The following is a 26,629-nucleotide window of genomic DNA, read 5'->3' as shown; positions in this document are numbered from 1 at the left end:
GAGGTAGACTTTTTCAACTTTGGCGTCGGGGCGCATCATAACTGCGGGCTCCTGATGGGAATCGGGAGCACAGCATCAGGCTTCAACGGGCAGTTTTGAATGTGTACATGGTGGATCGCTTACGATCTAGATTGCAATATGAAAGGAATGACCATGCAGACGCCCACATTTGTTCCCTTCTGAAACGTTGGAAAGTCGATGAGCGGCCTCAATAAAGAACTCTTTAAAAATCTACACTGATTCCCCCCGTATCTCACGCGACAGAAAAACAAAACAGCTAGACTAAACCTTCCAAGACTCGAGATCGATGCATAAAGTTTCAAACAAAAACTCTACAACTTTGGCTCGCCCCTCACCCAGCGCTGATGCAATGGTGATTACGGAAACCAAAATGGAGTTAACAGTGTGCAAATCGGCGACATCACTCAGGCAATTTAATATTTCTTCGAATTTCCCCAACATAGCAGTTTGGGAAAAATTTAATGCCTGCACTACATGGGTAGATGGCGTCAGGTAGAGAATATTCGCACGCGTCCGCAAACCGTAGGCTTCAGTCAGCATGCCATACCCTTCAGAAGGGAAAGCTTCGTCCTGCCCTGCAAGCCTCCTCAATGCCTCCTGAAAAGCCATGGATAGATGAAGAATGACTTCTGAGAACTCTTTTACACTGGTGTCGCTGGCCAGGGCCGGAGACAGATCCGATGAAACCAAAACAGGCATATTGCCTCCTAAATATTAGTAATTAGCCCAGTTAGCTAGGTACGAGTTCCGAACTTCGAACCACCCTGGTCAAATGATCAGTTAAAAGATGAATATCCCCATGTAAATTCTGAACGCCATTCCATGGCCGGCTGCCTGTTTTAAAGGACCACTCTCCCGAACCGAGCGTCCAAGCTGTAAATCCTTGTAGCTTTCTAAGGCCTAACTTGAATACTGGGGCCAGCGGCGCTCCTGTAGCACACAACTGTTCCATGACGAACCCCATGGAAATAATCCCCGCGCTATGTACTAGACGAGAACTTTTAGGTGTATGACCATGCCAAGCATTTCCAAACACTTCCTGGACCGCCTGGAAAAACTCACTAATGGCCAAGAAACATCGATCCTCGCCTCCCGGCAACTCAATCACCTCCCGACAGTAACCGTCTGATAGGGAATTCATTACCAGTTTTTGGAGCGACGTATCGCCGATGACTCCTAAGGGATTGGTATGCTGCTTAATCTGACCTTGCAAAGAAGATCGATCGTCATAATTCAGCATTTCCACGATGCGGGCTGCGCGGGCGCGGGAAGTCATTCTGAATGGAAGGCCGCTGACAGACGGGAGCAGTTCATATACCAGCGACTTCGGTAATGGACTGGTGTTGTTGACGAGAATGAATTGTCGGCGAAGTTCCTCCTGATTTTCACACACAAGAGCAGACACCAGTAGCTGGAACGAACTCCCCTCGAGCCCAGCTAACGCAGATAGGCGCTGCTGACCATCCACAACGAACCCAGGAGGGCCGGATGAAATATCCACCTCAATTTCCGCATAGGCTCCATTTCCTTCCACCACCCGGACTCCACTGGTAAACGCTAACACCACAGCATTGGGCATTACCGCATCGGGACGGGAGAGGTAGTCGCGAATCTCTCGTATGTGCTTGGATACCTGTGGCCGCTGAAAGCCATGAAGGGCGCCACGATCATCACGCTTGACCCGGTCGATGCTAGCGATCGCCAAAATCTGCTCAACGGTAGCCGCAAACGATACCACTTGGTGGGTTGGGCTCTGTAACGCCTTGATTGCGCTGAACTTAACCAATGAGTCTCTTCCTTCATCGAACGGCCCCCCAGAAAGAGGGGGTAGCAGCAGTATTGAGGCTCTTATACCAACCCTTCCGCATAAAAACTAGCCTAAGCGCATTGGCCCATACAGTTATTAAATGGTAAATTGTCAGCCTCAGATAAATGCAACACCCGTCAAAACAGGCCTACAGTTTTCCCATGAGAACCGTCATCATCACCAACTGCACCAATCGAAAACGTCTCGACGGCCTGCCGCCGGTGGTGCTGAACGACGAGTGTTATTCATCGATTGCTGCCATGGCAAAGGCGTGGAAGGGGCAAATAGACGAACGTCCCACCACTCTGGTGGCATCTTCACTTTACGTGGGTAGAAGCGTTTCTGACGCGAGGCGCGTAGCAACGAAGTTGGACGCAAAGCTAATGTTTGCGTCGACCGGCTTAGGGTTGATTGAAGGCGATCAGAGATGTCCACCGTACAACCTGACGGTGGCTCAGGATCCGAATTCTATCATCCCACGTCTCGAAAAATTGGGGGTGCACGCATCAGATTGGTGGGAAGCCGTGAATGTCACCCGATCAAAGGGAAGCGCCCTAGTGGACCTCGTCAGCCAACCCGACATCGACTTGGTGCTCATTGCCCTCTCTTCAAACTATGTCCAGTTGATAGGCGAAGACCTTGGAAAGGTCAGGGACACGCAGATCGACAAGCTCAGAATATTCACTTCGCGTCCAGGCATCGAGATGCTTCCCAGCCATTTACGACGCATCGCGATGCCCTATGACGAACGCCTTGAAACCTCAACACTACCAGGCACTCGCAACGATTTCCCTCAAAGAGCCTTGCGTCATTTCATTGAGATTCTTGAACTGTCGAGTGCTCCTGTTGAGATCGCTCGAAAGAGCGTCAGCGCGGCGATGGATCTTTTATCCCTAGCAAAAACGACCATCCGGCGGCGCGCATCGGACAGTGAAATTGCCTACATGCTTGAGTGTGTGTGGGCTGACTACCAAGGCAGTTCCACCCGATTGTTGCGCTACTTAAGGGACGATGCCCTGGTGTCGTGCGAGCAATCGCGCTTTCGGAGGATCTGGCAGGACATCAAAGGTCAAGACAGCATAGAGAGCAAAGCATGACGAGCGAAGATGCGATTGTGGTGCGTGCACTACGCACCACGCAAGGCGACAACCTTGATGTGTATGCATTATTCATCAGGGGATCTGACCTGGTCCGAATTGCTGACATCAGCCGCCTGTCGCGTGAAGACAGCAGCCCCCTCAAGGGCTTTCAACGCCCCGAGATTAAGAGTCATGTCAAAGGGATCACCGAGTACCTCAATCAGGGAAATGTACTTTTTCCCAATGCAATTATCTTAGCGCTGTCTCCTGACCTGCGTTTTGTTGCAGCACGCGGAAGCAAGCCGACAGGCGACGCGGGGCTTTCGCAAGCAGGTACGCTGACGATCCCTATCAGGGAGGAAGGAATGAGATCTGCCTGGATCGTAGACGGGCAACAGCGCTCATTGGCGTTGGCGAAAGCGGCTAACTCGGATCTTCCTGTACCAGTGATCGGCTTTGTGTCCGACAGCCTGACCACTCAGCGCGAGCAGTTCATTTTGGTCAACAAGGCCAAACCCTTGCCCACTCGACTGATCAACGAACTACTGCCGGAGACAGGCAGCATCCTTTTGCCCCGCGAACTGAGTGCTCGCAAGGCACCAGCTGAGTTGTGCGGCCTTCTTAGCCGCGATCCCAACTCCCCTTTCCACAAACTCATAAAGCGGTCGTCCGAGCAAAATAGCAAAGCAGTGATCACTGACACAGCTGTAATAACAATGATCCGTCATAGCATCAGTAATCCGTTGGGGGCGTTGGCTCCATACACCTCCAGCACCGACGGTGCGGCGAACGTTGAGTCCATGTACAACCTACTGACGACCTTCTGGCGAGCAGTGCGTGATACGTTTCCAGAGGCGTGGGCACTTGAATCCAAGAGCAGTCGACTCATGCACTCAGCGGGGATCATCGCCATGGGAGTACTTATGGATCGGATCTACGCCAAAATCGGTGGTCAGCGCGAAACCTACGAAGCAGTGCTACAAGAACTGGCCAAAGTAGCTCCTTACTGCGCATGGACAACAGGTCAGTGGCCGATGATTAATGTCCAGTGGAATGAAATCCAAAGCACCCCTCAAGATATCAAGGCACTGCAAGAAACCTTGATCCGCCTCTACATGACCAGCGCTCACCAATGAAATTTTTATACGCCGACACCCAAGACTACGTAGACCCGGACTACGATTTCATCAACGATCGAAATGCGCCAGGCCGAAAGAGATACTGGGATGACCAGTATGCGCACGAAATGATGACCCCCGTCCCTTATGATGGGCTATTGGTCTCGATGAGCGCAGTGCGACCTGCAAATGGTGTCGCTAATTCAAAGGTTCGGTACTCGACTTCCGAGCAGCAGCGCTTCCTCAGAGAAGGCGCGCGCAAATTTCTACGACTCGATGGCATTCAGTTCAAAGATACGATGGTCCTAGGGGACTGCGGGGCCTTTGCCTATGTAGAACACCCTACCCCTGCGTATAGCCCAAGCGAAGTAGTAGAGTTCTACTCGGATGCGGGATTCACCCATGGCTGCTCGCCAGACCACATCATATTCAACTGTGACTCCAGCAATCCGCCAGCGCTGAGCCAGTCGGAGGATGTGTTGTTTCGGTACGAAATTACGCTCAAAAATGCACAAGAATTTCTACGTTTAGTGAAGGAGGCGGAATGGCCTTTCGAACCTCTTGGAGCGGTACAGGGTTGGTCTCCTCAAAGCATGGCGAACGCTGCAAAACAACTCGAAGACATGGGTTATCGCTACTTGGCGATCGGAGGTCTAGTACCTTTGAAAGTCGATCAAATCCATGAGGTTCTAAAGGAGCTTCGAGCGGTCCTTAAGCCCGAGACAAATATTCATCTGCTGGGTTTTGCTAAAGCTGAGAATATCCATGAATTCACTGGATATGGCATTACCAGCTTTGACTCAACCTCCCCCCTTATACGCGCATTTAAAGATGCAAAGTGTAATTACTACATGGGCAACAATACAACCAAACTGGATTATTACACTGCCATCCGTATTCCTCAGGCAATTGAAAATCCACGCCTGATGCAAGGAATTAAAAAAGGCACTCTGAGCGCAGAAGAGTTACAAATCAAAGAAAAAGCGGCGCTGCTAGCGATCCGCGACTACGATAAAAATCTTCTCGACTTTGATTCTACCTTAGCCGTACTAGTAGACTATCTCCGACTGACTCTATCCGGCACAATATTATCACCAATAGAAATGGAAAAAGAAATCGCCAAGCATGTCCGACTAATCTCACCCACACTGAGAGATAAACCGTGGCAAAAATGCCAATGTTCGATTTGTCAGTCAGTCGGTATCGAAACTATTATCTTTCGAGCCAGCAATCGAAACAAAAGACGCGGATTTCATAATTTAGGCGTGTACCACCGCCACCTTCAGAAAACTCTGGAACTTTCGAAACAATGATCTATCGATTTAAGGGTGTGCGCGCCCAACAGGCCTCCGAGCATGATGTATTTTCGTTTGCGGCCACCCCAAATGAAATTTTAGAATTTTCTGAAATTGAGAGAGTCGGCCGCGATGAAGAAGGCCACCTCAAAGGTTTTCAGCGCCATCAAGTCGCGTCGCACATCAGAGATATTCGTGACTATCTTCAGCGCGACGATGCATTGCTCCCTAATGCAATCATCTTGGCCTTTCTGGATGGGGTCACGATTAAAGACCTCGGCGAGGGTATTGTAGAAATCGTTATTGATGCTACCGAATCCAAACCAGGCTTAGTGGTCGATGGACAACAGCGACTCAGTGCCCTTGCGACGATGGAAAAACCTGGATTCCAAGTATTTGTATCTGCATTGATTTGTAAAGACTACAACGAACTGCGGCAGCAGTTTGTGCTCATCAACAATACGAGGCCGCTGCCAAAATCGCTGATCTATGAACTTTTACCGACTGTTGACGGACTGCCAGAACGGTTCACCAGTCGTAAGTTCGCTGCTCGTATTATTGATTTGTTGAATTTTTTGCCTAACTCCTCTCTATTTGGCGAGATCAAACAACATACGAATCCTAGAGGAGTACTAAGCGACATGGCGATGCAGAAGTTCGTGATGAACTCTGCGAATGATGGCGCGATTCGTAGCTTCATGAAGTTTGATGATTTTGAGGGGCGCAGCATCGAACTTATCAATAACTTCTTCCATGCAGTGCGTGTAGTTTTCAAATCGGAATGGGAGGGACTAGCGCCTAGGAATTCTCGCTTGAAGCACGGAGCAGGCCTGGTTTCTTTGAGTTTCGTTATGGAGTTGCTTTATTCCGATCAAGGCACAACCAGCAAGGAAGGATTTATCAAAGGTCTAAAACTTTTGAAACCTCATACGGCGTGGACAAGTGGCGAATGGCACATTTCTGCAACCGACCAACGCCCTTGGAACGGCATCCAAAACACGCCCACTGATATCGGATTGCTCACCAAATATCTGACCGACAAACTCAAGCAAGAGCTGAAACGGCGCTAAATCAGACCCAGTCCAGAGGAGAGCAGTATGCACAGCAAAGCCTTAGTTCTTTTTTCAGGCGGACAAGATTCTACCACCTGCCTTGCTTGGGCGCTGGAACGTTACGAGCACGTCGAGACCATTGGCTTTGATTATGGCCAGAGGCACGAAATAGAACTTGAGTGCCGGATAAATATCTTGCAGGAGATACGGAACAGATTTCCGAACTGGGCTAAGCGACTCGGTGAAGATCACGTGCTTGACCTCAAATTACTCGGCCAGATCAGCGATACAGCGATGACAGGTGAGAAAACTATAGAGTTTGAAAAGAACGGACTTCCCAACACCTTCGTTCCCGGACGTAATCTGCTGTTCTTCACCTTTGCTGCCGCCATCTCCTATCGAAGAGGGCTTAGTGTGCTCGTGGGCGGAATGTGTGAAACGGACTACTCAGGCTATCCAGATTGTCGAGACAACACGCTGAAGTCGCTGCAGGTCTCCCTCGGCCTTGGCATGGATATGCCGTTGGTTATCGAGACACCCTTAATGTGGCTGGATAAAAAACAAACCTGGGAGTTGGCCAAAGAACTCGGCGGGGCAGGCTTTGTCGAGCTCGTTCAGGAAGAAACCCACACTTGTTACCTGGGCGATCGTCAGCATCGACATGACTGGGGATATGGGTGCAACGACTGCCCCGCTTGCGAGTTGCGCCGAACCGGCTTCGAAGCATACCTGCGAGATAACGACGCATGACCTACAGCATCAAAGAAATCTTCTACACCCTGCAAGGAGAAGGGCTTCGAGCGGGCCGACCAGCAGTGTTCTGTCGCTTTGCAGGGTGCAATCTCTGGAGCGGCCGGGAAGCCGACCGCTCCCAAGCTGTTTGCCAGTTCTGCGACACCGACTTTGTGGGTACGAACGGAACGTTGGGTGGCAAGTACCTGACCGCGCAGACCTTGGCCGAGCGAATTGCCTCGCAGTGGCCGGCCGGCCAAGCGCACCGTTACGTCGTGCTCACAGGTGGCGAGCCCTTGTTGCAGGTCGATGACGCGCTGATCAACGCACTTCATAACCAAGATTTCGAGGTGGCCGTTGAGACTAATGGCACCATCGTAGCGCCTGCAGCGATCGACTGGATCTGTGTCAGCCCCAAAGCTGGTACAGAGTGGATACAGCGAAGCGGTGACGAATTGAAACTCGTTTACCCACAGCAGGGACTACTGCCCGACACCATTACCGCCAACGACTTCAAGTACTACCTATTGCAACCAATGGATGGCCCAATGCAGCGCCAAAACACTCGGTCTGCCATTGCTTATTGTCAAGCCAACACCACGTGGCGACTGTCCGTACAAACACACAAGATATTGGAGATCCGCTAATGTCCACGCCTGCAATTGCCCCTCCCTACCCCTCGTCCGTCGCTGAAGCCATGGTCAACTCGAATAGCAATACAATCTGCGAATTGTCGCAGCGGTTCTACTTCGAGGCTGCCCATACGTTGAATCGTGGCATTGAGACCGAGAGTAGCCGGCGCATCCATGGACATACCTATGAAGCGGAGGTCACCGTCGCAGGTCAACCAGATGCCAACTCCGGCATGCTAATTGACCTGGGCTACCTACGGGGCGAGATTGCCCGCGTTCGCGAGATGCTCGATCACCGATTGCTTGACGAGGTGGAGGATCTGGGGCCGGCCACAATCGAAAATCTATGTGCGTTTATCCGTAAGCAACTCGAAGATTCAGTAACTAGCCTTTGCGCCGTGATGGTCGAGCGTCGCCTCAGTGGTGACCGTTGTGTGTTGCGTTGGACAAGGTGACTTCTCACGAAATCTGACTCTTATTGATCACGCAATCTACGATGCGCGTCGTACCGCTCCCTTCAACTTGAAGTAACGCTGCATCGGGCCGCAATGCAGCCTTGATGCAAAAGAAGGCCTGATGGGTAGCGAGCCCCGAAACAAACACTACCCAGTCTGCATTACGAGTTCCATTCTTCAGTCGCGTGCTACATACCTCATCAGAGTTGATCTCAATTTTGGCCAATGGGAGAGCCTCTTCAAGTATCAACGCTGCACGTCGAATGGCTTGGGTGTCCAAGCTGTAAAGGAAGATACGGACCCTGACATCTGTTCGAGCTTTTTCTGCTCCATCCACTTCATCGTCGAGTCGGTTGGGGAACTCAAGACCAAACTCTTGTGCAAGCAGTTTTAGCAGGCCGCGCTCTGCAAGAGACAGTCTAGTCCAGCAATGGGTCACAGCTTGAACTATCCTAGTCGTCCACCGCAGGCGCGCCTCCTCGTCACGACAAGGGTGCATAACCAACAAATCTGTCACGTCCAATGCCCATGCGGCTTCGCGTGGCGACAGCGGACTAGACAATACAGTAGCAAGCCTTTCAATAAGTCCTGTGTATTCAGACGACGTCAATCCGGCGATCAGACTATGTCGGAGTGCCAGCCTGATCATCTCTCGCTCACTATCTCCAAGGCGGTCTCGCACATTCAGTGCTTCAATGAACCCCAGATAGAGTTGACTAAGCACGCTCGAGGGTGGAGTTTGTACGATGAGCCAGTCAAACCAAATAGGAAATAGGGATTCGAACAAGGGCGACGAGTCGAGAGCAGAGTCCTCTACGCTTGACAACAACGACTGGATGAAACTGGACTGGGCCAACAGAGCACTAGCCTCGGGCGACTGAACCAGTTCCCGCCAATAGACTATGACGTCGTCAACGGCCATCGGCGTATGCGTAGTCTGCAGTTGTTCTTGAAGTGACTCACACACTTCCTCAGCAGCCAACTTCTCTACATCAGAGAGCAACCGAGCCCGAGCAGTGCGGACCTTGGCGGCAGTGTCGGGAGCACTCAAGGACAGCCGATTGAGCACCTCACGAGCATGGCCAGGATCGCCAACTTCCTTGGCACAACGCAATTGGGCTTGGAACACTTCGACCGAATCGGCCAGTGGCAGAAGCAAAGCGAGAGCCTGCTCATAGCGCTCCAACTCCATTTCATGGAGTGCCTGCACAATTCCGGACTTGCTCTGCAGGGTCTGCGCCATAGCCATGATGGCGTCAGAAGCGGGTCCAAAAGCATTTGGTCCAAGGTCATTTAGCAGGGTCACGCAGAGTTCGGCGGAAGGCTGCTCCAGAGACAACTCATGAAGCAAAAAGCCCTTAAGGGCCGCTGGGCGGCGGCTGCGCCCGCGGCTTTTGAGCAGAGGAGCGGCCATGGTCCGAATCCGCTCTGCGAAAGCGTTCACCAACTGAATGGCGGTGCCCTGTGCTTCGACTTGGGCTAAGAACGTCTCGTAGAGCGCGTCCCAGATGTCACCGTAAGTCTCCGGAGGCAAGCGTACCTTGATAAGGTCATCCCATTGAGGATGATTCAGAATTCGATCCCATCGGCCAAAGGCTGAATGTAAACGTATTTCTAGGAAAGTCCGGTTTTCAGCACTGAGACCATGCTGGTCTCGTAGCGCCGCCATCGCTGCCATCGCTGCGCTTTCATTGCTAGCCACTAAGGCGCGGTCAAACAACGCTCGCAACTGGTGAAACGTACGCAGTTCCTGCCTGGGCCTGGGCGGGCGTTGGTCTAAGAGTTGCCAGTAGCGTTGCCAACTTTTGATTACGCGCGGCTCAAACTTCGGCGTGATAGCAAAAAAGGCAATCGCATTCAGACCGGCCTGCGCCAATATAGCTTTCGCGCTCGCTTGTGCGATAGAGAGCGCCACACCGTCAATCTCAAAGTCACCAAAGCTCGGCCCAATGAAAGCGCGCATTTCATCGTGCAGTTCACGCGAACTTAGCTCATCGTGCGAACAGGCCAGCCAACAGGTTCGCTCATCGGTAACCTCAGAAAATGGCAAGAGGAGCGGTCGATCCTTGAAGCCTTTCGCAAAGCGGGCGACAGCTGGAACTAATGCCTCAGGTACCACCTGGCCATTAAGAACTTTAGACGAGGCTAGAGGGCTCACATAAATGTTAAGACCTGAAAAGAACTGACTGAGTATGGCCTGAGAGACTACCACTGCGGTGTTTACCATTTGGCTAGAGGCTAATGCCATGGTTCGCAAACTCCAGGCGGATGCTAGATACTGTCTGCGGGTTGAAATCAACAACGAGTGATTCAGCGTTCAGGCCGATACCGCGCTCAGTGAGGTTCATCGATCCACCAATCCAGACTCGGTCGGTGAGCAATCCCTTCGTGTGAAAATCAGGAATCTCGGACCATTGCAACGAATCTTCCAGACCAGCATCTTTCAGCGCCGCGCGCAAGCGCTTACCGAAAGGCTTATTGTGAGGTTCAGGTCGTACGCGAATATCTAACTGTGTGTTGTTAGATGCGATAGTCACCAATACCTCAATCAAGCGAATGCCGCGACGACTCCACTCCGGATTAAGCCCCTCAAAACTGCCCGTTGAATTGTCGAAAATAACAATGTTGGAAACCCATGGAGCGGCTAAGTAGAGTGTCCTGCTGGGAAGCAGTATCTCCTCGGCCAAAACCATGGCTATAACATCACGAGCGGCTTGAGGGGAAGTCGTGGCCGACTTGAAAATGTGGCGTACGTTTGTCATAGAGCGTCCGGTATCGAAAATGTCCACTCGATGCGATCACCGAGGCGCTTGACCTCACAGAGTTGAGCGAAGACGTTTAGATAATCAAATTGAATTGGCTCTATCGCCAAGGCTGCGATCACCTTGGGCAATAGTGCTCGGGCATCGGCGGCCGGTACCGAAATAACCGCACGCGAAGTGGCGAGTAAGCATTTTCGCAATTGCTCCTGCCAGTCCAGATCAGTCGGATCGATCGGTTGAGAACGAGGTGTCAGCCACTGCTCCACCAGGAGCCGTTCGGTGTCTATAGCGAACGGCGAGAAGCGATTGGACCATGGCATTGCAACAGCGCGCAGCGCATGCCCTTGAGGCCACAATATCCCCATTAGCACCCCGAAGCGCCATGCCATGCGATTGCCGAAAGGAAGGACCTGCCCAGCGCTTGCAAATGCCCGATCGAGATAATCATCCGCACTGAACAATGCGCAGACGACCCTAACGTCTATCTCGACATTATGTAACGCTTCCAACGCATCCCAGCGCTCGTGGATCAGAGCCAATAGACAATCCAACTCGTCTGGGGTATTCGGCCGCAACAATCGCATGCTCAGAGCCACGCTGTAGCCGTGGAATATCGATTGTCCCTCAGTTACTAGCCTGAACCGCAGAGCGGCCAAATGCTTGGCAGCATCGGCAGAACTCATCGCTTGTCGAACTTGCATTACCGCCTCAGTAATAGTGGAGTTCGGCTTTGATCCACCAAGCCATTGGATTACCTGGCGCAATTGAGTGTTTGTCCATTCAAAGTCACGCGGGCTTAAGGCCGCCTCGATATGACGGTAAAGGCTATCGGGGCGAGTCGCTAACAATTCCGCGACGCTCTCAATCAGACCATTGCCACCAGGATTGACCTCGGAGATCCAAATTTCGAACCCTGGCTGGGGGTCACCATCATCACTACGCACGTCGATGTCCACAATCAACCCGTCGGGATCAATCTGGGGGCACGCTTGCTGTATTGCTTCCAGGCAAGCGGCACCGAGCGTGGCGCGGATCGACAGGGCGAGCCAGTCGTTCCACCCCTCATCAATAGGTTCGACTAGTACGCGAGATGCGTAACGCACTGCTTTACGCACCGCTTCTGTCTTCAGAGACTCATCTAGCTTTTGACGAAGCTTGTCCGCCCCCTCCTCACTACTTTCGATATCCGGGACCTGAAACACCGCCTGCAGGACGTTGAGTAGCGTGTCCATCCTGGCGCCGTCAGCAACGTAGTCCAACGAGTCGCGCAGCGAAACTTCCTCCGCCATTGCTACTTGAAGGGCAGCAATTTGGAAAATCTGTGCGACCCACCCGCGCAAGAATGGATTCGGTACTGCAATGCAGAATTCGGGGCTCTGGCGAGCCTCCCAGTTGTAGCGAGCTGCACGAGTTGCACGCAAACGTCGCGGATCACCCCAATCGATGGCGCCGCTGAGATCGTGCGGCAAATCCAACTCTAGTACCAACGCATCGACACCAATTTCGAAGCCCACACCGCAGGGATGGCCTGAATGCATGAACTGCCAGTCGACAGTAACGCGCTCGCTCTTACTTCCAGATCGCAATCGCAACTCTGCGCGCGAACTTACGGCATAGCGGCGTACAAAAGCATTGGATTGTTCAGCGTGGGTGTGAACAACCACTCTCTTGATCAGCTGGCTGATCCCAATGTGCGTCGGACTGGTCAGTGGCACGCCCTGGTAGGGTGCCTGTAGGAAGGATTTCCACTGCAACTGAGCGTTGGATGTGTCACTTAGCTCGGGGGCTCCATTGCCCCCCCGAGCCACTGAAGACAGGCGGGCTGCCGCTGGACGAAACGCTTTGAAAGTCACTCGGGCGGAGTCGTCCTGGACGAAAAAATTTCTTTGAGGCTCGAGGTCGTACCATGTAGATACCTCTACGTCCTCAGACACTTCGGTGCTACCGCAAGCGAAGAATCGAGCCAGCGCCGGCCCATCAACGCCCAACCAAAGAGCATCATCATAACGACGCGAGACCCTACCGGGCGCAAACTCAGCTAAACCGTGTTGAACAGGCAGATACTGCTCTTCAACGCTGCCATTGCGCGCAAGCCACTCGGTGCGCATTTCCGGCAGACTTAGATCGGCAAAGAGGCTAGCGGGAATGAAGTCCGGTAATGGATGGCCCGCTTGGTAGTCTTTCCCTTGTTCGCCATTTGCACGCCAGTTCGATGCTAGCCGACGAACAGTTGTAGGAATCGCTCCAAGCATTAGCGGACGTGGATGACTCCACATGAGCAAATTCATATCGTCGATCGTCAGCGCCAATCGGTTAGCTAGGCTGCGAACAAGACGATCGACTTTCGCTGGACTCTCCTGAAGATCACCCAGCAGCTTGACAACACGTTGGTGTTGCAACCGCTTGGCCAACCAATTGACACCTGCAAACTTTACAGCTGACTCCCCATGGGGAGCGAGGCTGAACGCTTGATTCCTGAGCGCTTTCCACTCATGCGCAGAGAGCGGGAATGTCACACTTTCCGCTAGGCGCTTTACTAAAACAAACGCATCCGGGTCCCACCCATGCGGTGTGCTCTCAACATTTGGGTAAGCCAAGTCGCGCCAAACCGATAGAGGTGGTTGGTCACGGCAAGTTAAGTCTCCTAACTCGTCGAGCAACGCGTAGACCGCTTGCATTCGTTGGACGTAGCGATTGGCTAAAGGCAGTTGGCGCGCTGGAAGATCCGGATCGAACAACTGATCGTAGGCTTGATAGGCCAGACGGTCGCGACCGTAATCCGTGAGCACAACGACAGTCCATGGTCGCATGTGACGCGTTCGACCCGCTCGCCCTTTGCGTTGCAAGAACGATGCGATGTCTCTCGGCGCCTTGTGCTGAACTACAACGCCTACTCCCGGGTCATCGAAGCCTACTTCTAGAGCAGACGTAGCAACTACAACTTCTGTATGAGTACTAACCCCACTATCTAATGCAGTCGTACGCCCGACTCCGAGGCGATGGGTGAGATCGTGGCCAATGGCCTGTGGAACACTCCAGTCTTGCCCCGCGAAGTAACGCGGGGTACCCATGATGGGAGTGGATCCATCACGCAGCAGCGCCAGCCCACCACGAGGATGTTTAATCAGGTTCGAGTTGCCACTAGGATGATAACGTCCCTCAGCATCGAGCAAGTCCTTGAAGAGTCTGTTCGTTGCGTCCAACTGATCAGTAAACGCAAATGCCCGCCAACCGAAAAACGGCATTGCTTTTTTATCAAAAACCCCTGGCGGATCGAGCAAACGAGCACTCAGCATCAGCGTCTGTATAGTCGTGGACAACAGAGCCGTCTGAGACACTGGATCACCGCGCAGAGCGAGCATGTACTCGCTCCCTTCCTCCTCAATCTCTTCCTCTAGCGGTTTGATCTCCTCAACAACCGTTGGACTCAGTCCTGTTAAGTGGGAGAAAAAGGTTTGACCCTCCGCGATGGTAGCGGACAACCCGACAAAACTAGAGCGCCGCCCGCTGGCGGCCCACCAACGACGTAACAGGTAGGCCACCTGAGCCCCATAACTGCCGGCATACAAGTGAACTTCGTCCAGCAAGATGAGGTCAGGGGCTCGTTCGGCCTTAGGACCCACACCAAAGACATGGCGCAAGTCGCTGCTAGGTAAATGCCGATTAAGCATTTCCACCGATGTGAAAAGAATGTCCGGTGGGTCAGATTGTATTGTGTCGCGGGTGAATGCCAGAGTACGCCCATCTACGACGGCGCTGCACTGCGGGCAGACGATGCGCTCCAGGCCCTTTTCCACATCACTTTGGCGCAGCACCATTTCCCCGTGCTGACTGTCGTTAGGACAATTAAAGAACGGTACGCGTTTGCCCTGGGAGTGCTTGAGCCATTTGGCCTTGGCGACCTTCGTAGGTGTGTCCCCAAAAAGAACACCTACGCGCAGAGGTCGCCCTCCACGACGTCCGATCCAGCTATCGAACTTGCGACATTGATCATAGACTTCGGCGAGTTGGTCCTTCAGCAATTCATTACGAGGATAGAGAGCTAACACCCTTACCCCACCGACAGTCACTGGCGGCACTCGTTGGGAGGCCAGCCATGACAACGCGGGTAGATAGAATGCGAGGGTCTTTCCGCTACCAGTCCCAGCGGATACCAACGTACCCTGACAGATCCCCTCCTCCAAGCCAGTCAAAATACGTTCAACCGATTTCACCTGGAATTGCGAGAGACCACCACCCTGATCCATATGATCTAGCCAGGTCTTGAGGGCCTCCAGCAATAGCGGCGATTTCACCACGTCATCCAACCTTGCATAAACGCTGGCGCCATCCACATTTCTAAGGGGGTAACGGCGGGGGCGTCTAAGGAAGCGATAGTCCGCTACCAGTGTGGCGGCTTCGGCCCACTTATCCGTACCATGCTTGGGAAATAGTTGACGAAGTTGGGCGATCAACCGCACCCCTTCGGCCATCCGCGTACGCCAGCGCACCTCCTGATCACCCGCAAATGGCACTTGAAACAACATATTGCGATCAACCAACAGGTCTCGCAGATCCTTGGGTGTTTGAATGCTGCAATTCGGATCATTCTTGGCAGAAATTGCCTTCGGCGCGTTGAGCGCCCGTTGAAGCGCCTCAGTGACTTCATCGCGACTGAGGGCATTGTCAATCAACCCCCAGATCAGACAGCGCGCTTCCTGCGCCTCAAGCTCATCGAGTGCGAGTTCGGCCAACAGCAAATCTGGAGCTAGCGCCATGACACATTGGCCTTCGACTTCACTACGAATCGGTTGGGGTCATCATTTTCCCGGAGCCATTCCATCACCTCAGGAGTAATCAAATCCAATGAAGCCCCTCCACTCTCTATGGCCTTGAGAAATAACCGAATGGCCTCTGGTGCTGTACCTTTGAGTTGCTCTCGTAGGCCCTGCAGTATGCTCATTGCGCTGATCATCTCGTCCGAAGTCGATGCACTGGCTGGCAAGTCAGCGTGGACAATCGCTGAGTACTTGGCGTAATGCTGCCTGTAAGTCTCCAGAAGGCTCTCGTTGGCGGGTGTCTTGAGCATCCGCCCGTCTAAGACTGAAGGTGTTTCGACATACCCCAGACTCTCAATAAATTGGCGCCATTGGTCGCGGGCAGCGCTGCGGGCGTCCTCATTGGCCGATGCTGCCGCTGCCGTCAGTCGGACCCACAGGTTATCCCTGGCCAAATCCTGCACATTGCCACCTGCAAGGAGTAGCTTTTGCGCTTGCTGCGCCAAACCCCTCACGTTGCAGTCAGCTTGGGCGATATCTTCGCGCACGAGTAAGTAGGGATCGACAATGCGGACCTTTTCCATCAGCGCTTGCCTAGTGTCCGCGTGCCGCCCCCACTCGCGTAGGCGCTGCTGAAGCGCTGAAATCTCCTGGCGGGTCTGGTTGGCGATTTTGGCGCTCTGCAGCCCTACACGCAGTTGGCCGCAGGTTCGAATCAGAGTCGACATCAGCTCTCCCACTCTAGGCGCTTAATCAGTTCATGACGTTGGGCGAGTGCATGTTCAGACTCAACCGAACGGGTCTGGCTTTGGATTGAGCTATTAAGGCTGTTGAAGAAGCGGTTCAATTCCGACACATCGCACGCCAATTGGCTTAGACGAGGCAGGGGCACAGCACACAATGCAGCTAGACGTATAGGTGCCGCTTCGTCGGTCGACGGTATGCTCATCTTATGTATCCGCTGGATAACCGATTCAATCCCGTCCAGTGATAATCGACCAATAATGCCGTGAACTTCAGACTCTTTGATGCCAGATGGCCATGCCGCGAGATCCAAGGCCTCTTTCACCAACTGACGCATCTCTTCGCGCCAAGCTATCCGCGCGTGGTCAGCTTCAAAAGCAGCGCTTGTCAAAGGCAAAAGCGACTGCATCGTGCTCTGCAGAGTGCTCGCCAGCGCAGGCAGGCCAGCAGTAGAAATACGCTCAAGCACATCGGACGCGTCTTCGCTCAGACGATCGCGGCCTTTCAACCCTAGGACCCACCGCTGTGGCAGTTCAGCCCTCCAAGCCTGCCGCAGGCGGTCGCTATCAATCGCCATAACCGTGCCGCCTCGATCTCCTTGAAAGCATCCGATTAGTTGCTTTAACCGATCCTGCAATTCGGATCGCGCGGCAGTTGCCTTACTTCGGACTTCCAAACATCTGGCCACCGATGAGTCTACACGCGAGTCTCGGTAAATCGACTCATCCGGACTGGCAGCGAATAACTCTTTGAAGTTAGGAGCATCCGGTTGGCCACGCGAACTCAACCCGAGAAGGAGGCTTTGGGTGTGCAGGGCGCGCGCTAGCATGCCGGTGTCGCACTCTGCTTCAGTGCTGAGCAAGCGTAGCACTTGGCTTTCCAGTTGCTCCAATAGGACGTTAGCCGCCGCATAATCGGCTTCTGCGCCCTCGTAACACCAAGACTTTGCGTTCTTTTCCCAGCGGGCCAACGCCTTGAGTCCAGTCTGGACACTAGCCGGGATCGGCTGATCCTGGCCGACAACCTGAATGATCAAGCCATTGTTGGGATTGCCAACCGTAGTTGTGGGTGGCAACCAAAACCAACTCGCCTCGATTTTCTGGCCTTTCAAGCAGAAATTACCGAGATCCAAGCGAATGTCCAGCGCAGAGGCGATCAGATTGCGCGTTTCTCTAGCGTATGTATTTGGCAACCGATTGTTAGGCGTCCATGCTTCAAGCGCATCCGCGTACGCTGAGATATCAGGAACAGGCAGAGTCGACTCAATTTTGGGAGTCGGTGGCGAGGAGGCAGCGGGGGTAGCAAATTGCTGAGTCCCCACAGTTAAGTTACTTGGCGTGGTCGACACCGTGGGCTGACGTTCGGGAGCGCCGGCAGTGCCAAACGGCCAGGGCAATGAGAATGTCTCGAAAACAACCTTAGAGATAGGCGCACGTGCCGTCAAACTGGTAGGTCTGCCGCCCCAATAATGCAGTACTACTTCAAGCCTTTGCGACTGAACTTGTGAATATCCCTTGCGCTGCAGTTCGGTACGCACTTCAGCAACCAGTCTCGGAGACTTGAATCCGGCCGGCGGGAATTGCCCTTCCACGAAGGAGAGCCGTTCAGCGAGGGTCTTACGCAGAACCTCATTAATGAAGGCCCTTGGGTTATAGTTCCAAACTCCACCCAGTTTCATTGCAACCTCGGCAAGGCCGCGAATAGCGTTCACATTGAACGGAAACAGCGAATAGCCCCTGCCGCTACGACCGAACGCATCCAACCGTTCCGCAGCATCAGTATCCAGTTGCTCATCGAACGTAGGCACCCATGCATACAGATCAGTACCGGCTAGTGAAGCCTTAGAGAACTCCCGCTTAAGGTACCTAACCCCCCAGCGCGCGGCATTGAGGTAGCGCCCAGTTAACTCCACAAGTTTGCCGACAATCAGGTCTTCGGATAGCCCCTCACTAGGGACTACCCACTGCTCCTTCGCGCGAGTCAAGACGGTTTGCCGACCAGCCAGAAAGCCATCAGTCACGGCAACAGCAGTACGTATCGGCGCACGTACCCGACGTCCGTGTTCATCGCTCTCGGCAATCATGATATCTAGCAACGGCTGCTGGATTCCAGACAAGGCTGCTAAGTCCTCAATCAGGAGTACGAGCTCCTTTCCATCCGTGAGAAGTTGTCGGCGAATGTCATCAACCACGTCCTGGATGGACTTTTGTTGCAAAGCCTCAGTGACCCGGAAAACGGTGCGCAAAGCAGTATCTAGTACTTCCTGCAAGATTTCCGCGGCAGTGCTTCGATATCGGCCGTTAGCATTGCCTAGAAACGCTAGCGCCGACTGCACTCGATGTGGCAGGTCTTGCCCTGGTGCGTCTTCTGGTGGCTCCAGGTCCACATCGCGAAACTGCCGATCTACTGGGTTCGAAGTGCCGCCAAAGCTTGCGCCAACAATACGAAGCAGCACCTTGCTCAGCCAGAGGTCACGCGCCTCAGGCGACAGTATCAGACTGCGAGCGTGCTCAGCTACAGCAACAAAAGGTTTGAGATCACCGTTTTCCGATGGTGAACTCTGAACCAGTTCAACGGTACGCTCACGGTATTCCTTCAATCCCTCGCCCATGGCTGCCGCCAGAAGTTCCGCCGCAGTGGACGGTGTCAACGCCTCGGAAGCACGCTGTAGTTCACGCTTTAGAGCTTCGTACTGTTCGTTGGCGAGAGGCTCGAGGATTAACTCGACAACGCGGCGCAGGCTAGCGGTTTTGGGAATCGAAACGACCACCAATTCGTTGCGACGGGGATGTCGCTCCAACTGGGCGCGCAACCAGCGCACCATATGGGACTTGCCAACACCGGAGGCGCCCGTAATGGCGACAACTACAGCGCTACCATCCGTAACGGGGCGCATCAGTTCATCCAGCAGGGCGATCTCATCTGCCGATACCTCAAGCCCACTCTGAGCCGACCGTCGCAACAACGTAGTTGGCTCATGGACGGCTAAGAGCAGGGCCTCATCGACTGTTTCAGCCTCCGTGCGTAGACACTCGGCGGCATGGTCAGATATCGGCCAATATTGTTGCAGCATACTCATGCCTCGCCTCCTTGCGCCGGCCGTGTGATCCATTGGAAGGTCAGGTCACTGCGCGCTCCGTTAGCACCAGTGAGCGTGATGGAACTGCCGAGATCGGCCTTTTGCTGAGGAAGTAGTTCACCGCTATTCCAAAGGTTTAGCAGCGCCCGAGACAATGCCGTGGATATCTGCCCAGACTGGCGCAATGGCAAAGCAGCAAGGTCAACATACTCTAGGACTTCTCGCTGCCAGCGACCTCCATCCAGCACCGGCAAGACTGCACTTAGGCGCTCTACGAACTTTTCCGCGGGCATGCCTGAACCAGGTATGAGAACCTCATTCAAGGCGTCACGTACTGCCACAGTAGGGTCAATGGCAGCAAAGGGATGGCGGCTAAACCCAAGAAACGGCGCCCAGAATTGAAGGCCAGACCGTCGTCCAGAGTTGCGCATCAACAGCCGCTCTGGATCGAGGATTTGCTGTGACTCCTGCATTTCAAACTGGTCGAAGGATGCACGATAGATATCCTGTGCAAGCATCCATGCCAGCGACCGCGTTAAATCGGCAGCCCGAGCACCTTGGCTAGCCCAAATATCCGGGTTGTTCTCCTCCGCCAAAGCTTGGCGGCAAGCCATCCGCCGCGTGAATGGTAAGACTTCCAGCATGGAGAGGTTCCGAGAGGGCAGGCGGTCTTTGACGAAAACAAGCCCCTCCTCCCGAACAAACAATCCAAGTTCCACCCAGCGGTTCAAGGTGTTACGTGCCTGTTTCCCTTCGTCGTCAACGAGCGCGCTTGGAGCTACAGCTTCTAGCAACTCGGTTTCGGGAATCGGTTTGGCTGCACGCAACACTGTCGCATGCAGTGCGACGAGGATGTTGGGCAATCCGTCATTGGTAATGTTCAAAAGGCTCATGCAATCAACTTCCGCAAGACCATTTCCTCATCTGCATGGGCAATTATGGAAACCCAAGATCGTTCTGGCCGGTACGGGTCCGGCAACTGGCTGTCGATAAAGACGACAGTCATCGCACTAGGAGAGGTACGCAATGCTGTAGCAGCCTGAGTCGTGATCTTCGACTCAGCCCACAGAATGAATCGGACTTCGTCAGTAGCCCCATGCAAGGCGATGGAATCGAGAGGGTCGAAGCGATCGACAAACGTGTCGCTGCGCGTTATTGCCATTTGCTCAATCAGCCCTTCGACCAGGACGTTGCTAATCGACTGTGGCACTAGCAAGGAGTGGGGGCGTACCTTTTGCAGCATCAACGCGAAGCACGAGCGGCTATCAGCGCAATTGCGTATCAAATCGTGAATCGCAACAAACACCAAGCTAGGCTGGTCCTGCGGGAAGCTTTGGAGTGTTGGCCATTGCTCGATGCGGAGTGAAAACTGGGCGATTCTCGCTACGAACGGACGCAATCGACGCAGGGGCATGCGATTACCAGCCCAGTGCTGCTTACAGCCTCCGCAATATGCCGTCACCGGCCCCCATTGGTTGGGTAGTGCCAAACCATAGAGTTGGACTAGTGCATGCGATATCTCGACTTGAGACGTGGCAGTCCGCGCCATCAGATCAAATGCCTTATCCGTAGCCAGAAGCAGCCCAGTTCGGGCTGCATTCATTTGCTCTTCAAAGACTGCACGATCACGGTGATTCGGATGGCGGATTCGCAAGCCCGCATAGGCTACTTGGGAATCGCTGTACTCCGTATCCTCACTACAGTTACCGCTACCGGGTGGCAAAGAACTCAACGCAGTGATTTCGATGAGACCAGCGGTGGCCATTAGGTTGAGCGTTCGCAGATTCCATATGCGGTTCATCCTCCCCTTTACGCTCAATTTGGCCCTCAGCCGATTGAGATCAACCCAAATCTCACCGTCCCGCGTAACCGGGCGAGCCGGATCGTCGAGCAAAGATTCCCATCGGTCATAGCCCAACTCATTACCAATCAGCGTCGGACCAGACATCTCCTTGGCCTGTTCAAAATCCTGCTCTGTGTAAAGCAACAGACTTGCAGAGGCTTTGCCGTCTCGTCCGCTTCGCCCAACTTCCTGATAAAAACGATCGAGCGACTCAGGCAGTGTGGCGTGAATTACCGTCCGTACGTCGCTCTTGTCTACTCCAAGGCCAAATGCTGAAGTCGCTACCATGCCATCGAGCGTGTTGGCGTCCCAGGCCGAGATCAGAGTTTGACGCTGCTGTGGGGGCGTGTCGCCGGTGAAGGCGGCTATCCGACCCAGTCCATTCTCAATCAATAAACGAGTCCATTCCTCAGCCTCATCAGGCCTGGTCACATAAAGGATGAAGGGCCGTGGCGACTTCATCACCGCTTCCAGAACGCGATTCACCTGTTCCGCCGGAGAGACCATCGCCTTCATCGCGTAGCGCGGCTCCGGCCGCAGGTAAATCCCAGAAACAACGCAATGACCGTTAGTCCCAGCAAATAGAGCTTGCAAGCTCGTGACGGTATGCGGAGTAAGGGTGGCTGAGGCTAGTGCGATACGCATGGCCTGCGGCGATTCAGGATTGCGCGCATGACGAAGGCTGGCTATGAAGGCAGGCAGCAACTGGAAGGCCGGACGAAATCCGCTACCCCAAGTTACCACCAAGTGCGCTTCATCGATCACAATGTGTGAGATACGACCTTCAGATGCACAGTCGAGCAAGATGCTGCGCAGCGAACCGGTGGCAGCTTCTGGGGAGGTGAAAAGGACCCGCTGCTCGCCACTGCGCAGGGCGAGGAAGATGGAAGCCCTCTCTTCTACCGACAGGCCACTGTGAAAAGACAGATGGCGCTCCGTCCAATGGGAATCGCGAGCTTTAAGGAGTTCTGCCATTCGACGGCCTTGATCGATTGCCAACGCTACAGTGGGCACAATCACCAAGGTCAAAGTGCCTTGACCGCCTGACAGCGGGGGAATCTGGGCCAACAACGACTTGCCACTACCAGTCGGCAAATTGGCAATTAGCGTCATGTCTGCGGGCAGGTGCATCTGCGCTCGAATTGCCTCACGCTGACCTGGACCGGTGTACGCTTTTTTACCCAACAGAGTGCGTAGCGGTGGATCCGCCGTTACCCAGGTGTGAAGGCGCGCCTCGACACCATTGAACGCGTCGTCAAATATATCTTGCTGCTCACCCAGCCACTCTAACCGGGGGTAGATCGGACGTACCTGAGCAGCCCCCCCAATCACCGCCACTTCAAAGCCCTGCTCGTGCCAAACTTCACTGGCTGGCCAAGGTGGAGCAAGGGGAACTTGCAGCCAAGCCCGAGCCCCACCCTTGGCTTGGGCTAGCAGCCAATGTCGTAACAGCGCGATCAGATCAATAAAGGTGGCTGTTCCACGCTGACCCAACAGTTCCCGCAGGCATTGCTGAGCACGGCCCAAAAGGCTGTCAGCGGCGGTCTCACCTTCTAGATAGACATGACTGTCTGGCCAATGGGCCAGGGTTTCGCGCAGGTCGAACTCAGAAAACATAGTGAAGGTCATTCGTTAAAGGGCGAAATAGAAGACAAGAAGACTGCGCCTACTACATCTAAGTCGAGACTAGGATTAGCTATGGCTGCCTCTAGCGCCGCATACATTTCTTCAGCCTGGTGCAGTTCGTCTAGTTCTTGTTGTCGGGCCAGTCCTTGCAGGCGACTAGCCCTCGCCTCACCTTGCGCCCGGCGCAATCGACGCTCCTGAGCGCAGGCGTTTAACGCGCTCTGTATATGCTCGATATATGCCGGTGCGCTCCGCACTGCGGTTGTGGCGATGTCCCTCTGACTCCCGCACAGTCCGCTCCAGTTGCGTAACCAGGTCGACTTGATACCCGCAGGTAACCTGCGCCAGCGGTGAGAATTCAGATTGAAATCGCGTCGAGCGCCCTTCAACACCGGGGAATACCCGCTAGTCAAAAACTCGCTGGGCTCAGCTTCAATCGTTCCATTACCGTGCACCCAAACTCGCATGACTAGAGGAGACAGCAAGGTGCTGGCCTTACGAGCCAGTGCATGCTGTTTCAGAGGCAATGTTTTCTCGTTCGCCAGGTTGAGTGCCGGACGCACCATAAAGTCAAAACGAAAGTACAAATCGGCCCCACTGGGATCGCTGACTTCGTACTGCCGATTAGCCCGCCAAACCGCAAATGCACGACCGCGGTCGTCAGTTTTGCAGAATTGCTCCAGCGAGGCCACAAGAGGGTCGCCGATGCGAAGTAGGCGTAGTCCTTGCGCCAGCCCTCGACGATTGGTGACGGTGTTTCGCTTGAACGCATAGAGGTGACTCAGCGGAAAACGAGCGCTTCCACCGATCGCACTCTGGTCGACTGTCGCCAAAAAATGCTTGAGGAAACCCGCCAGAGGTAACAGAGTTGCTCTCCCGCCGTCGCGATACGCATAACCAATTCGAAACGGAGTATCCGTAGTTTGGCCGCCTAATTCGCTCTCGTTACGCGAGACAAATTGCAGCGAATCTACCGCTAGCGCGTTGAAAGCGGCACGCCATTCCGCCCAATCGCTATCTACATCCTCCAGCGCGTCCATTCCGGGAATTTCCCGGCTAGCCAGAGCATCCAGGCTATCTTGGTGATTCAACTGCCGCACTTCACGCTGAACCCAGCCGCCTGGTCCGCCGAGTTGATCCGCGTGAACTTGGAGGGCTGCAGTGCCCTGCTCGGACCACCCGCATGCCAACGACTCAGAGGTCGACTCGATTAGGTACTGTAGGCTTGCCACCGATTGACGGAAGACCCCCCAACCACTATCAAGGACTTGAGCCCAAGCAGCTTCGTCGGAATTCGCCTCATCAAGCAACACATAGGACACGATAGGGTCGCCAGTTCCGTAGCGATCCAATCTCCCCAATCGTTGCTCAATGCGGTTCGGAGATGATGGCAGATCATAATGGACGGCCACCTTGCGCCCGCCATGCAGATTAACGCCCTCCTCAGCACGTGCATCACATACCAGTACACGTACCCGGTCGGGCAAGTTAAGAAACTGCTCCCACTCAAGCGCAGTTACCTCCCCATCTTCGTCCACTTCGACCGGCTCGTGACGGGCGACTCTGTCACCTATCTCGCGAACCAAGGCATCAGCAACCCGATCAGCATCCTGTAGCCGATCGCAAAAGACGACGACCTGGACCGCCGGGTTTTCTAGGAGCATGCGGACCTGACCGCACAACGCAATTACCCGCGCAGGGTCGGAAAGTAGACGTTCAGCCGCATGATCAACACCTCTTGCCTGAGCGAGCAAGTCAGGCTCATCCAGTCCAGCACGCGTCAACGCCTGGAGTAGCGATTGTCCCGAGTGGGGGTGAACGGCTGCCTGGAGCAGCGACTGGGAGACATGGGGAAATGATCCGTAGGCTGCCAACGCCAAGCGCAAGGCTTCCAAACGATCGCGCCACGTCGCAGTAGCCTCACCACTAAAGGCAACTGACTGCATCCCAGCTCGTCGAGGCGTGGCCCATGGTACCGATGTACGACGGTTGCGCAGGAGCCTGCGGTGCAGTCGGTAGCTTTCTACCAAGTGGGTCTTGAGATCCTCCAAAGCAGCTAAGAACCTAGCATTTTCCTCGTCAGGAAAAGTATCCAATACGCTTTGCAGGGTACCGACCTTCTCCACTAGCAGAGGATCGTCAGGATAGCTCTCTAGCAATCGTTCTAGGTCGGGGCCAAGACCCCAGACGTTTTCAGGCAATAACGTCGAAACCACTTCCGCAATGACTTGGCGGGATGCAATGCGCCGCTTGAAGCCGTCAAGGTCATCAAGCGGAAACACTACCGGGTCCAGTAGGTGTAGAACCCGAAGAAACTCCTCCGCGTTGCCCAAGACCGGGGTCGCCGACAGCAGTAACAGCCGCGGCAAGGAAAGTGCGTGGGATCGCAGTAACTCATACAGTTCGCGCTGTTCAGCGGTAGCTTGCTTGGACAGATGGTGAGCCTCATCAACCACCAACATGCCGGCGTTAGCAATCACCTTAGACAATCGCTTCAGGTCGTCATGCGCAATGACATGCAACAAGTCATCCAGTTCAGCCCCGAGACCGAACCGGACTGTCAACTCACGACGCCACTGGTACACCAAGGCAGGTGGGACAATCAGAACCGCCCTTGCAGCAGGATCATCGATAAAGTACTGCCGCACGATGATCGCCGCCTCGATCGTTTTCCCCAGTCCCACCTCATCTGCCAATAGATACCGTTGGATAGGGTCCGAGAGGACCCTGCGTACGACATCAAACTGGTAATCTACGAGATCGATCGAAGAACAGAGAGCAGCCGAAACACCTGCCACTGCATGATGTTGACTAGCCACAGCACGGACAAAATTTGCCCTCGCATCGGCTAGGAACGGCGTCTCAGTGGCCTCAACTGCCAATAAAGGTAGAGGATCGTTAAGTGGCCAACTCCACCGGACTTGCAACTGTTCAGCCGCGAGGTTCTCCATCTCCCCATTGGGAAACTGCACAAAAATGATCGCACCATCATCCTCAAGCACACGACCGACCTGCCAATGGAGCTCTGCTGTCCGACGATAGACTCGAGTTTGCGCTGGCAATCTCGCCTGGATGATTTGAGAGAATGGCACTTCGACAGGGTCAGGCAGTATGCCCCCCGGTGCATCAAAGTATTGGACTTTCGCAGTACATTGAGACACCCCAAGGAGCTTTCCAATGCCCCACCCCAAATATAGAGGATTGGTAATCTTTACAAAGATGCCTAGCTTAACTGATGCTCCTCGACTAGCCATCACAGAGACCTCAAAAGAGGGTATGCCTTACTGTCACCGCTTTTGAGTACCCTTCCACCCCAAATAACGCAATCGTCTCTGACGGACAGACGCGCTTGGTTAACAACTTGGGTTAGGCTCATCTTTGCATCCTTGCATCCCAGGGTTAATTGGGCCAATACCATTTTTCGAGGCCGATCTTACCCTATAAAAGATGCCAATAGGCCATTTGACTGAGCGGAAGTCGGTGGAAGCGGTCTAGTCAGCCTGCGAAGTGGCGCGCTCTTGCTGCTGCGCCCTGTATCACTCCGACCAGGACAGCCCAATTGAGTCGTGTTGCTGGCTAACCCACGAAGGCGAGTTGCAACCGCCGCTGACTTTCGTATAGCGCACA

The 26,629-nt window shown here is 54.0% G+C and carries 17 protein-coding genes and 1 pseudogene; 7 read left to right on the top strand and 11 right to left on the bottom strand.

Features of this window, described 5'->3' with window-relative positions:
* Positions 1 to 129: 129 nt before the first annotated feature.
* From AACY52_RS24820 to dbpB (AACY52_RS24810), 3 genes and pseudogenes are all read right to left on the bottom strand, one after another.
* A pseudogene (locus AACY52_RS24820) lies at positions 130 to 231 on the bottom strand (6-carboxytetrahydropterin synthase); the annotation flags it as partial.
* 51 nt (positions 232 to 282) lie between these two features.
* Positions 283 to 720 (bottom strand): hypothetical protein, encoded by a 438-nt coding sequence (locus tag AACY52_RS24815; RefSeq protein WP_339560900.1) that lies wholly within the window; start codon positions 718 to 720, stop codon positions 283 to 285.
* A gap of 31 nt (positions 721 to 751) precedes the next feature.
* Positions 752 to 1,807 carry a DGQHR domain-containing protein DpdB gene (gene dbpB, locus AACY52_RS24810; RefSeq protein WP_339560899.1) on the bottom strand — a complete coding sequence of 352 codons (1,056 nt, stop codon included), beginning with the start codon at positions 1,805 to 1,807 and terminating at the stop codon, positions 752 to 754.
* A 182-nt stretch (positions 1,808 to 1,989) separates the two neighbouring features.
* On the opposite strand from dbpB (AACY52_RS24810), the gene AACY52_RS24805 reads away from it, so the two are divergent.
* From AACY52_RS24805 to AACY52_RS24775, 7 genes are read left to right on the top strand one after another with little or no spacing between them, the layout of a single operon-like run.
* Positions 1,990 to 2,925, top strand: coding sequence for a hypothetical protein (locus tag AACY52_RS24805; protein ID WP_339560898.1), 936 nt, complete (start codon positions 1,990 to 1,992; stop codon positions 2,923 to 2,925).
* Positions 2,922 to 4,043 (top strand): DGQHR domain-containing protein DpdB, encoded by a 1,122-nt coding sequence (gene dbpB, locus AACY52_RS24800; RefSeq protein WP_339560897.1) that lies wholly within the window; start codon positions 2,922 to 2,924, stop codon positions 4,041 to 4,043. The genes AACY52_RS24805 and dbpB (AACY52_RS24800) overlap by 4 nt, the downstream gene beginning before the upstream one ends.
* Positions 4,040 to 5,338: a tRNA-guanine transglycosylase DpdA gene (gene dpdA, locus AACY52_RS24795; protein WP_122595282.1), complete on the top strand. Its 1,299-nt coding sequence runs from the start codon at positions 4,040 to 4,042 to the stop codon at positions 5,336 to 5,338. The genes dbpB (AACY52_RS24800) and dpdA overlap by 4 nt, the downstream gene beginning before the upstream one ends.
* On the top strand, positions 5,335 to 6,390 hold the full coding sequence (gene dbpB / locus AACY52_RS24790; RefSeq protein WP_339560896.1) for a DGQHR domain-containing protein DpdB: 1,056 nt from the start codon (positions 5,335 to 5,337) through the stop codon (positions 6,388 to 6,390). The genes dpdA and dbpB (AACY52_RS24790) overlap by 4 nt, the downstream gene beginning before the upstream one ends.
* Positions 6,391 to 6,417: 27 nt before the next feature.
* Positions 6,418 to 7,122, top strand: a complete 705-nt coding sequence (gene queC, locus AACY52_RS24785; protein ID WP_339560895.1) for a 7-cyano-7-deazaguanine synthase QueC — start codon at positions 6,418 to 6,420, stop codon at positions 7,120 to 7,122.
* Complete coding sequence (gene queE / locus AACY52_RS24780) at positions 7,119 to 7,751, top strand: 7-carboxy-7-deazaguanine synthase (protein ID WP_339560894.1); 633 nt, start codon at positions 7,119 to 7,121, stop codon at positions 7,749 to 7,751. The genes queC and queE overlap by 4 nt, the downstream gene beginning before the upstream one ends.
* On the top strand, positions 7,751 to 8,191 hold the full coding sequence (locus AACY52_RS24775) for a 6-carboxytetrahydropterin synthase (protein ID WP_339560893.1): 441 nt from the start codon (positions 7,751 to 7,753) through the stop codon (positions 8,189 to 8,191). Before queE ends, AACY52_RS24775 begins: the two co-directional genes overlap by 1 nt.
* 4 nt (positions 8,192 to 8,195) lie before the next feature.
* Here AACY52_RS24775 and dpdD read toward each other — a convergent pair whose 3' ends face one another.
* Genes dpdD through dpdE form a run of 8 tightly spaced genes read right to left on the bottom strand, consistent with a single transcriptional unit; the run spans position 8,196 to position 26,256 of the window.
* A complete protein-coding gene (gene dpdD / locus AACY52_RS24770; protein WP_339560892.1) occupies positions 8,196 to 10,439 on the bottom strand; it encodes a protein DpdD in 2,244 nt (747 codons plus the stop codon).
* Positions 10,423 to 10,953, bottom strand: coding sequence for a phospholipase D-like domain-containing protein DpdK (gene dpdK / locus AACY52_RS24765; protein WP_339560891.1), 531 nt, complete (start codon positions 10,951 to 10,953; stop codon positions 10,423 to 10,425). The genes dpdD and dpdK overlap by 17 nt, the downstream gene beginning before the upstream one ends.
* Positions 10,950 to 15,710: a protein DpdJ gene (gene dpdJ, locus AACY52_RS24760; RefSeq protein WP_339560890.1), complete on the bottom strand. Its 4,761-nt coding sequence runs from the start codon at positions 15,708 to 15,710 to the stop codon at positions 10,950 to 10,952. The genes dpdK and dpdJ overlap by 4 nt, the downstream gene beginning before the upstream one ends.
* Positions 15,701 to 16,438 carry a hypothetical protein gene (locus AACY52_RS24755; RefSeq protein ID WP_339560889.1) on the bottom strand — a complete coding sequence of 246 codons (738 nt, stop codon included), beginning with the start codon at positions 16,436 to 16,438 and terminating at the stop codon, positions 15,701 to 15,703. Before AACY52_RS24755 ends, dpdJ begins: the two co-directional genes overlap by 10 nt.
* Positions 16,438 to 19,533: a protein DpdH gene (gene dpdH / locus AACY52_RS24750; RefSeq protein ID WP_339560888.1), complete on the bottom strand. Its 3,096-nt coding sequence runs from the start codon at positions 19,531 to 19,533 to the stop codon at positions 16,438 to 16,440. Before dpdH ends, AACY52_RS24755 begins: the two co-directional genes overlap by 1 nt.
* Positions 19,530 to 20,426 (bottom strand): protein DpdG, encoded by an 897-nt coding sequence (gene dpdG / locus AACY52_RS24745; protein WP_339560887.1) that lies wholly within the window; start codon positions 20,424 to 20,426, stop codon positions 19,530 to 19,532. The genes dpdH and dpdG overlap by 4 nt, the downstream gene beginning before the upstream one ends.
* Positions 20,423 to 22,993 carry a protein DpdF gene (gene dpdF / locus AACY52_RS24740; protein WP_339560886.1) on the bottom strand — a complete coding sequence of 857 codons (2,571 nt, stop codon included), beginning with the start codon at positions 22,991 to 22,993 and terminating at the stop codon, positions 20,423 to 20,425. The genes dpdG and dpdF overlap by 4 nt, the downstream gene beginning before the upstream one ends.
* An 8-nt stretch (positions 22,994 to 23,001) precedes the next feature.
* Positions 23,002 to 26,256 carry a protein DpdE gene (gene dpdE, locus AACY52_RS24735; RefSeq protein WP_339560885.1) on the bottom strand — a complete coding sequence of 1,085 codons (3,255 nt, stop codon included), beginning with the start codon at positions 26,254 to 26,256 and terminating at the stop codon, positions 23,002 to 23,004.
* Between the last annotated feature and the right edge of the window lie 373 nt (positions 26,257 to 26,629).

The organism is Pseudomonas sp. EA_65y_Pfl1_P113 (assembly GCF_963970525.1).
GTDB classification, from domain to species: domain Bacteria; phylum Pseudomonadota; class Gammaproteobacteria; order Pseudomonadales; family Pseudomonadaceae; genus Aquipseudomonas; species Aquipseudomonas tritici.
The sequence above is the reverse complement of the archived record's forward strand: the minus strand, read 5'-3'. Positions and strand labels throughout refer to the sequence as shown.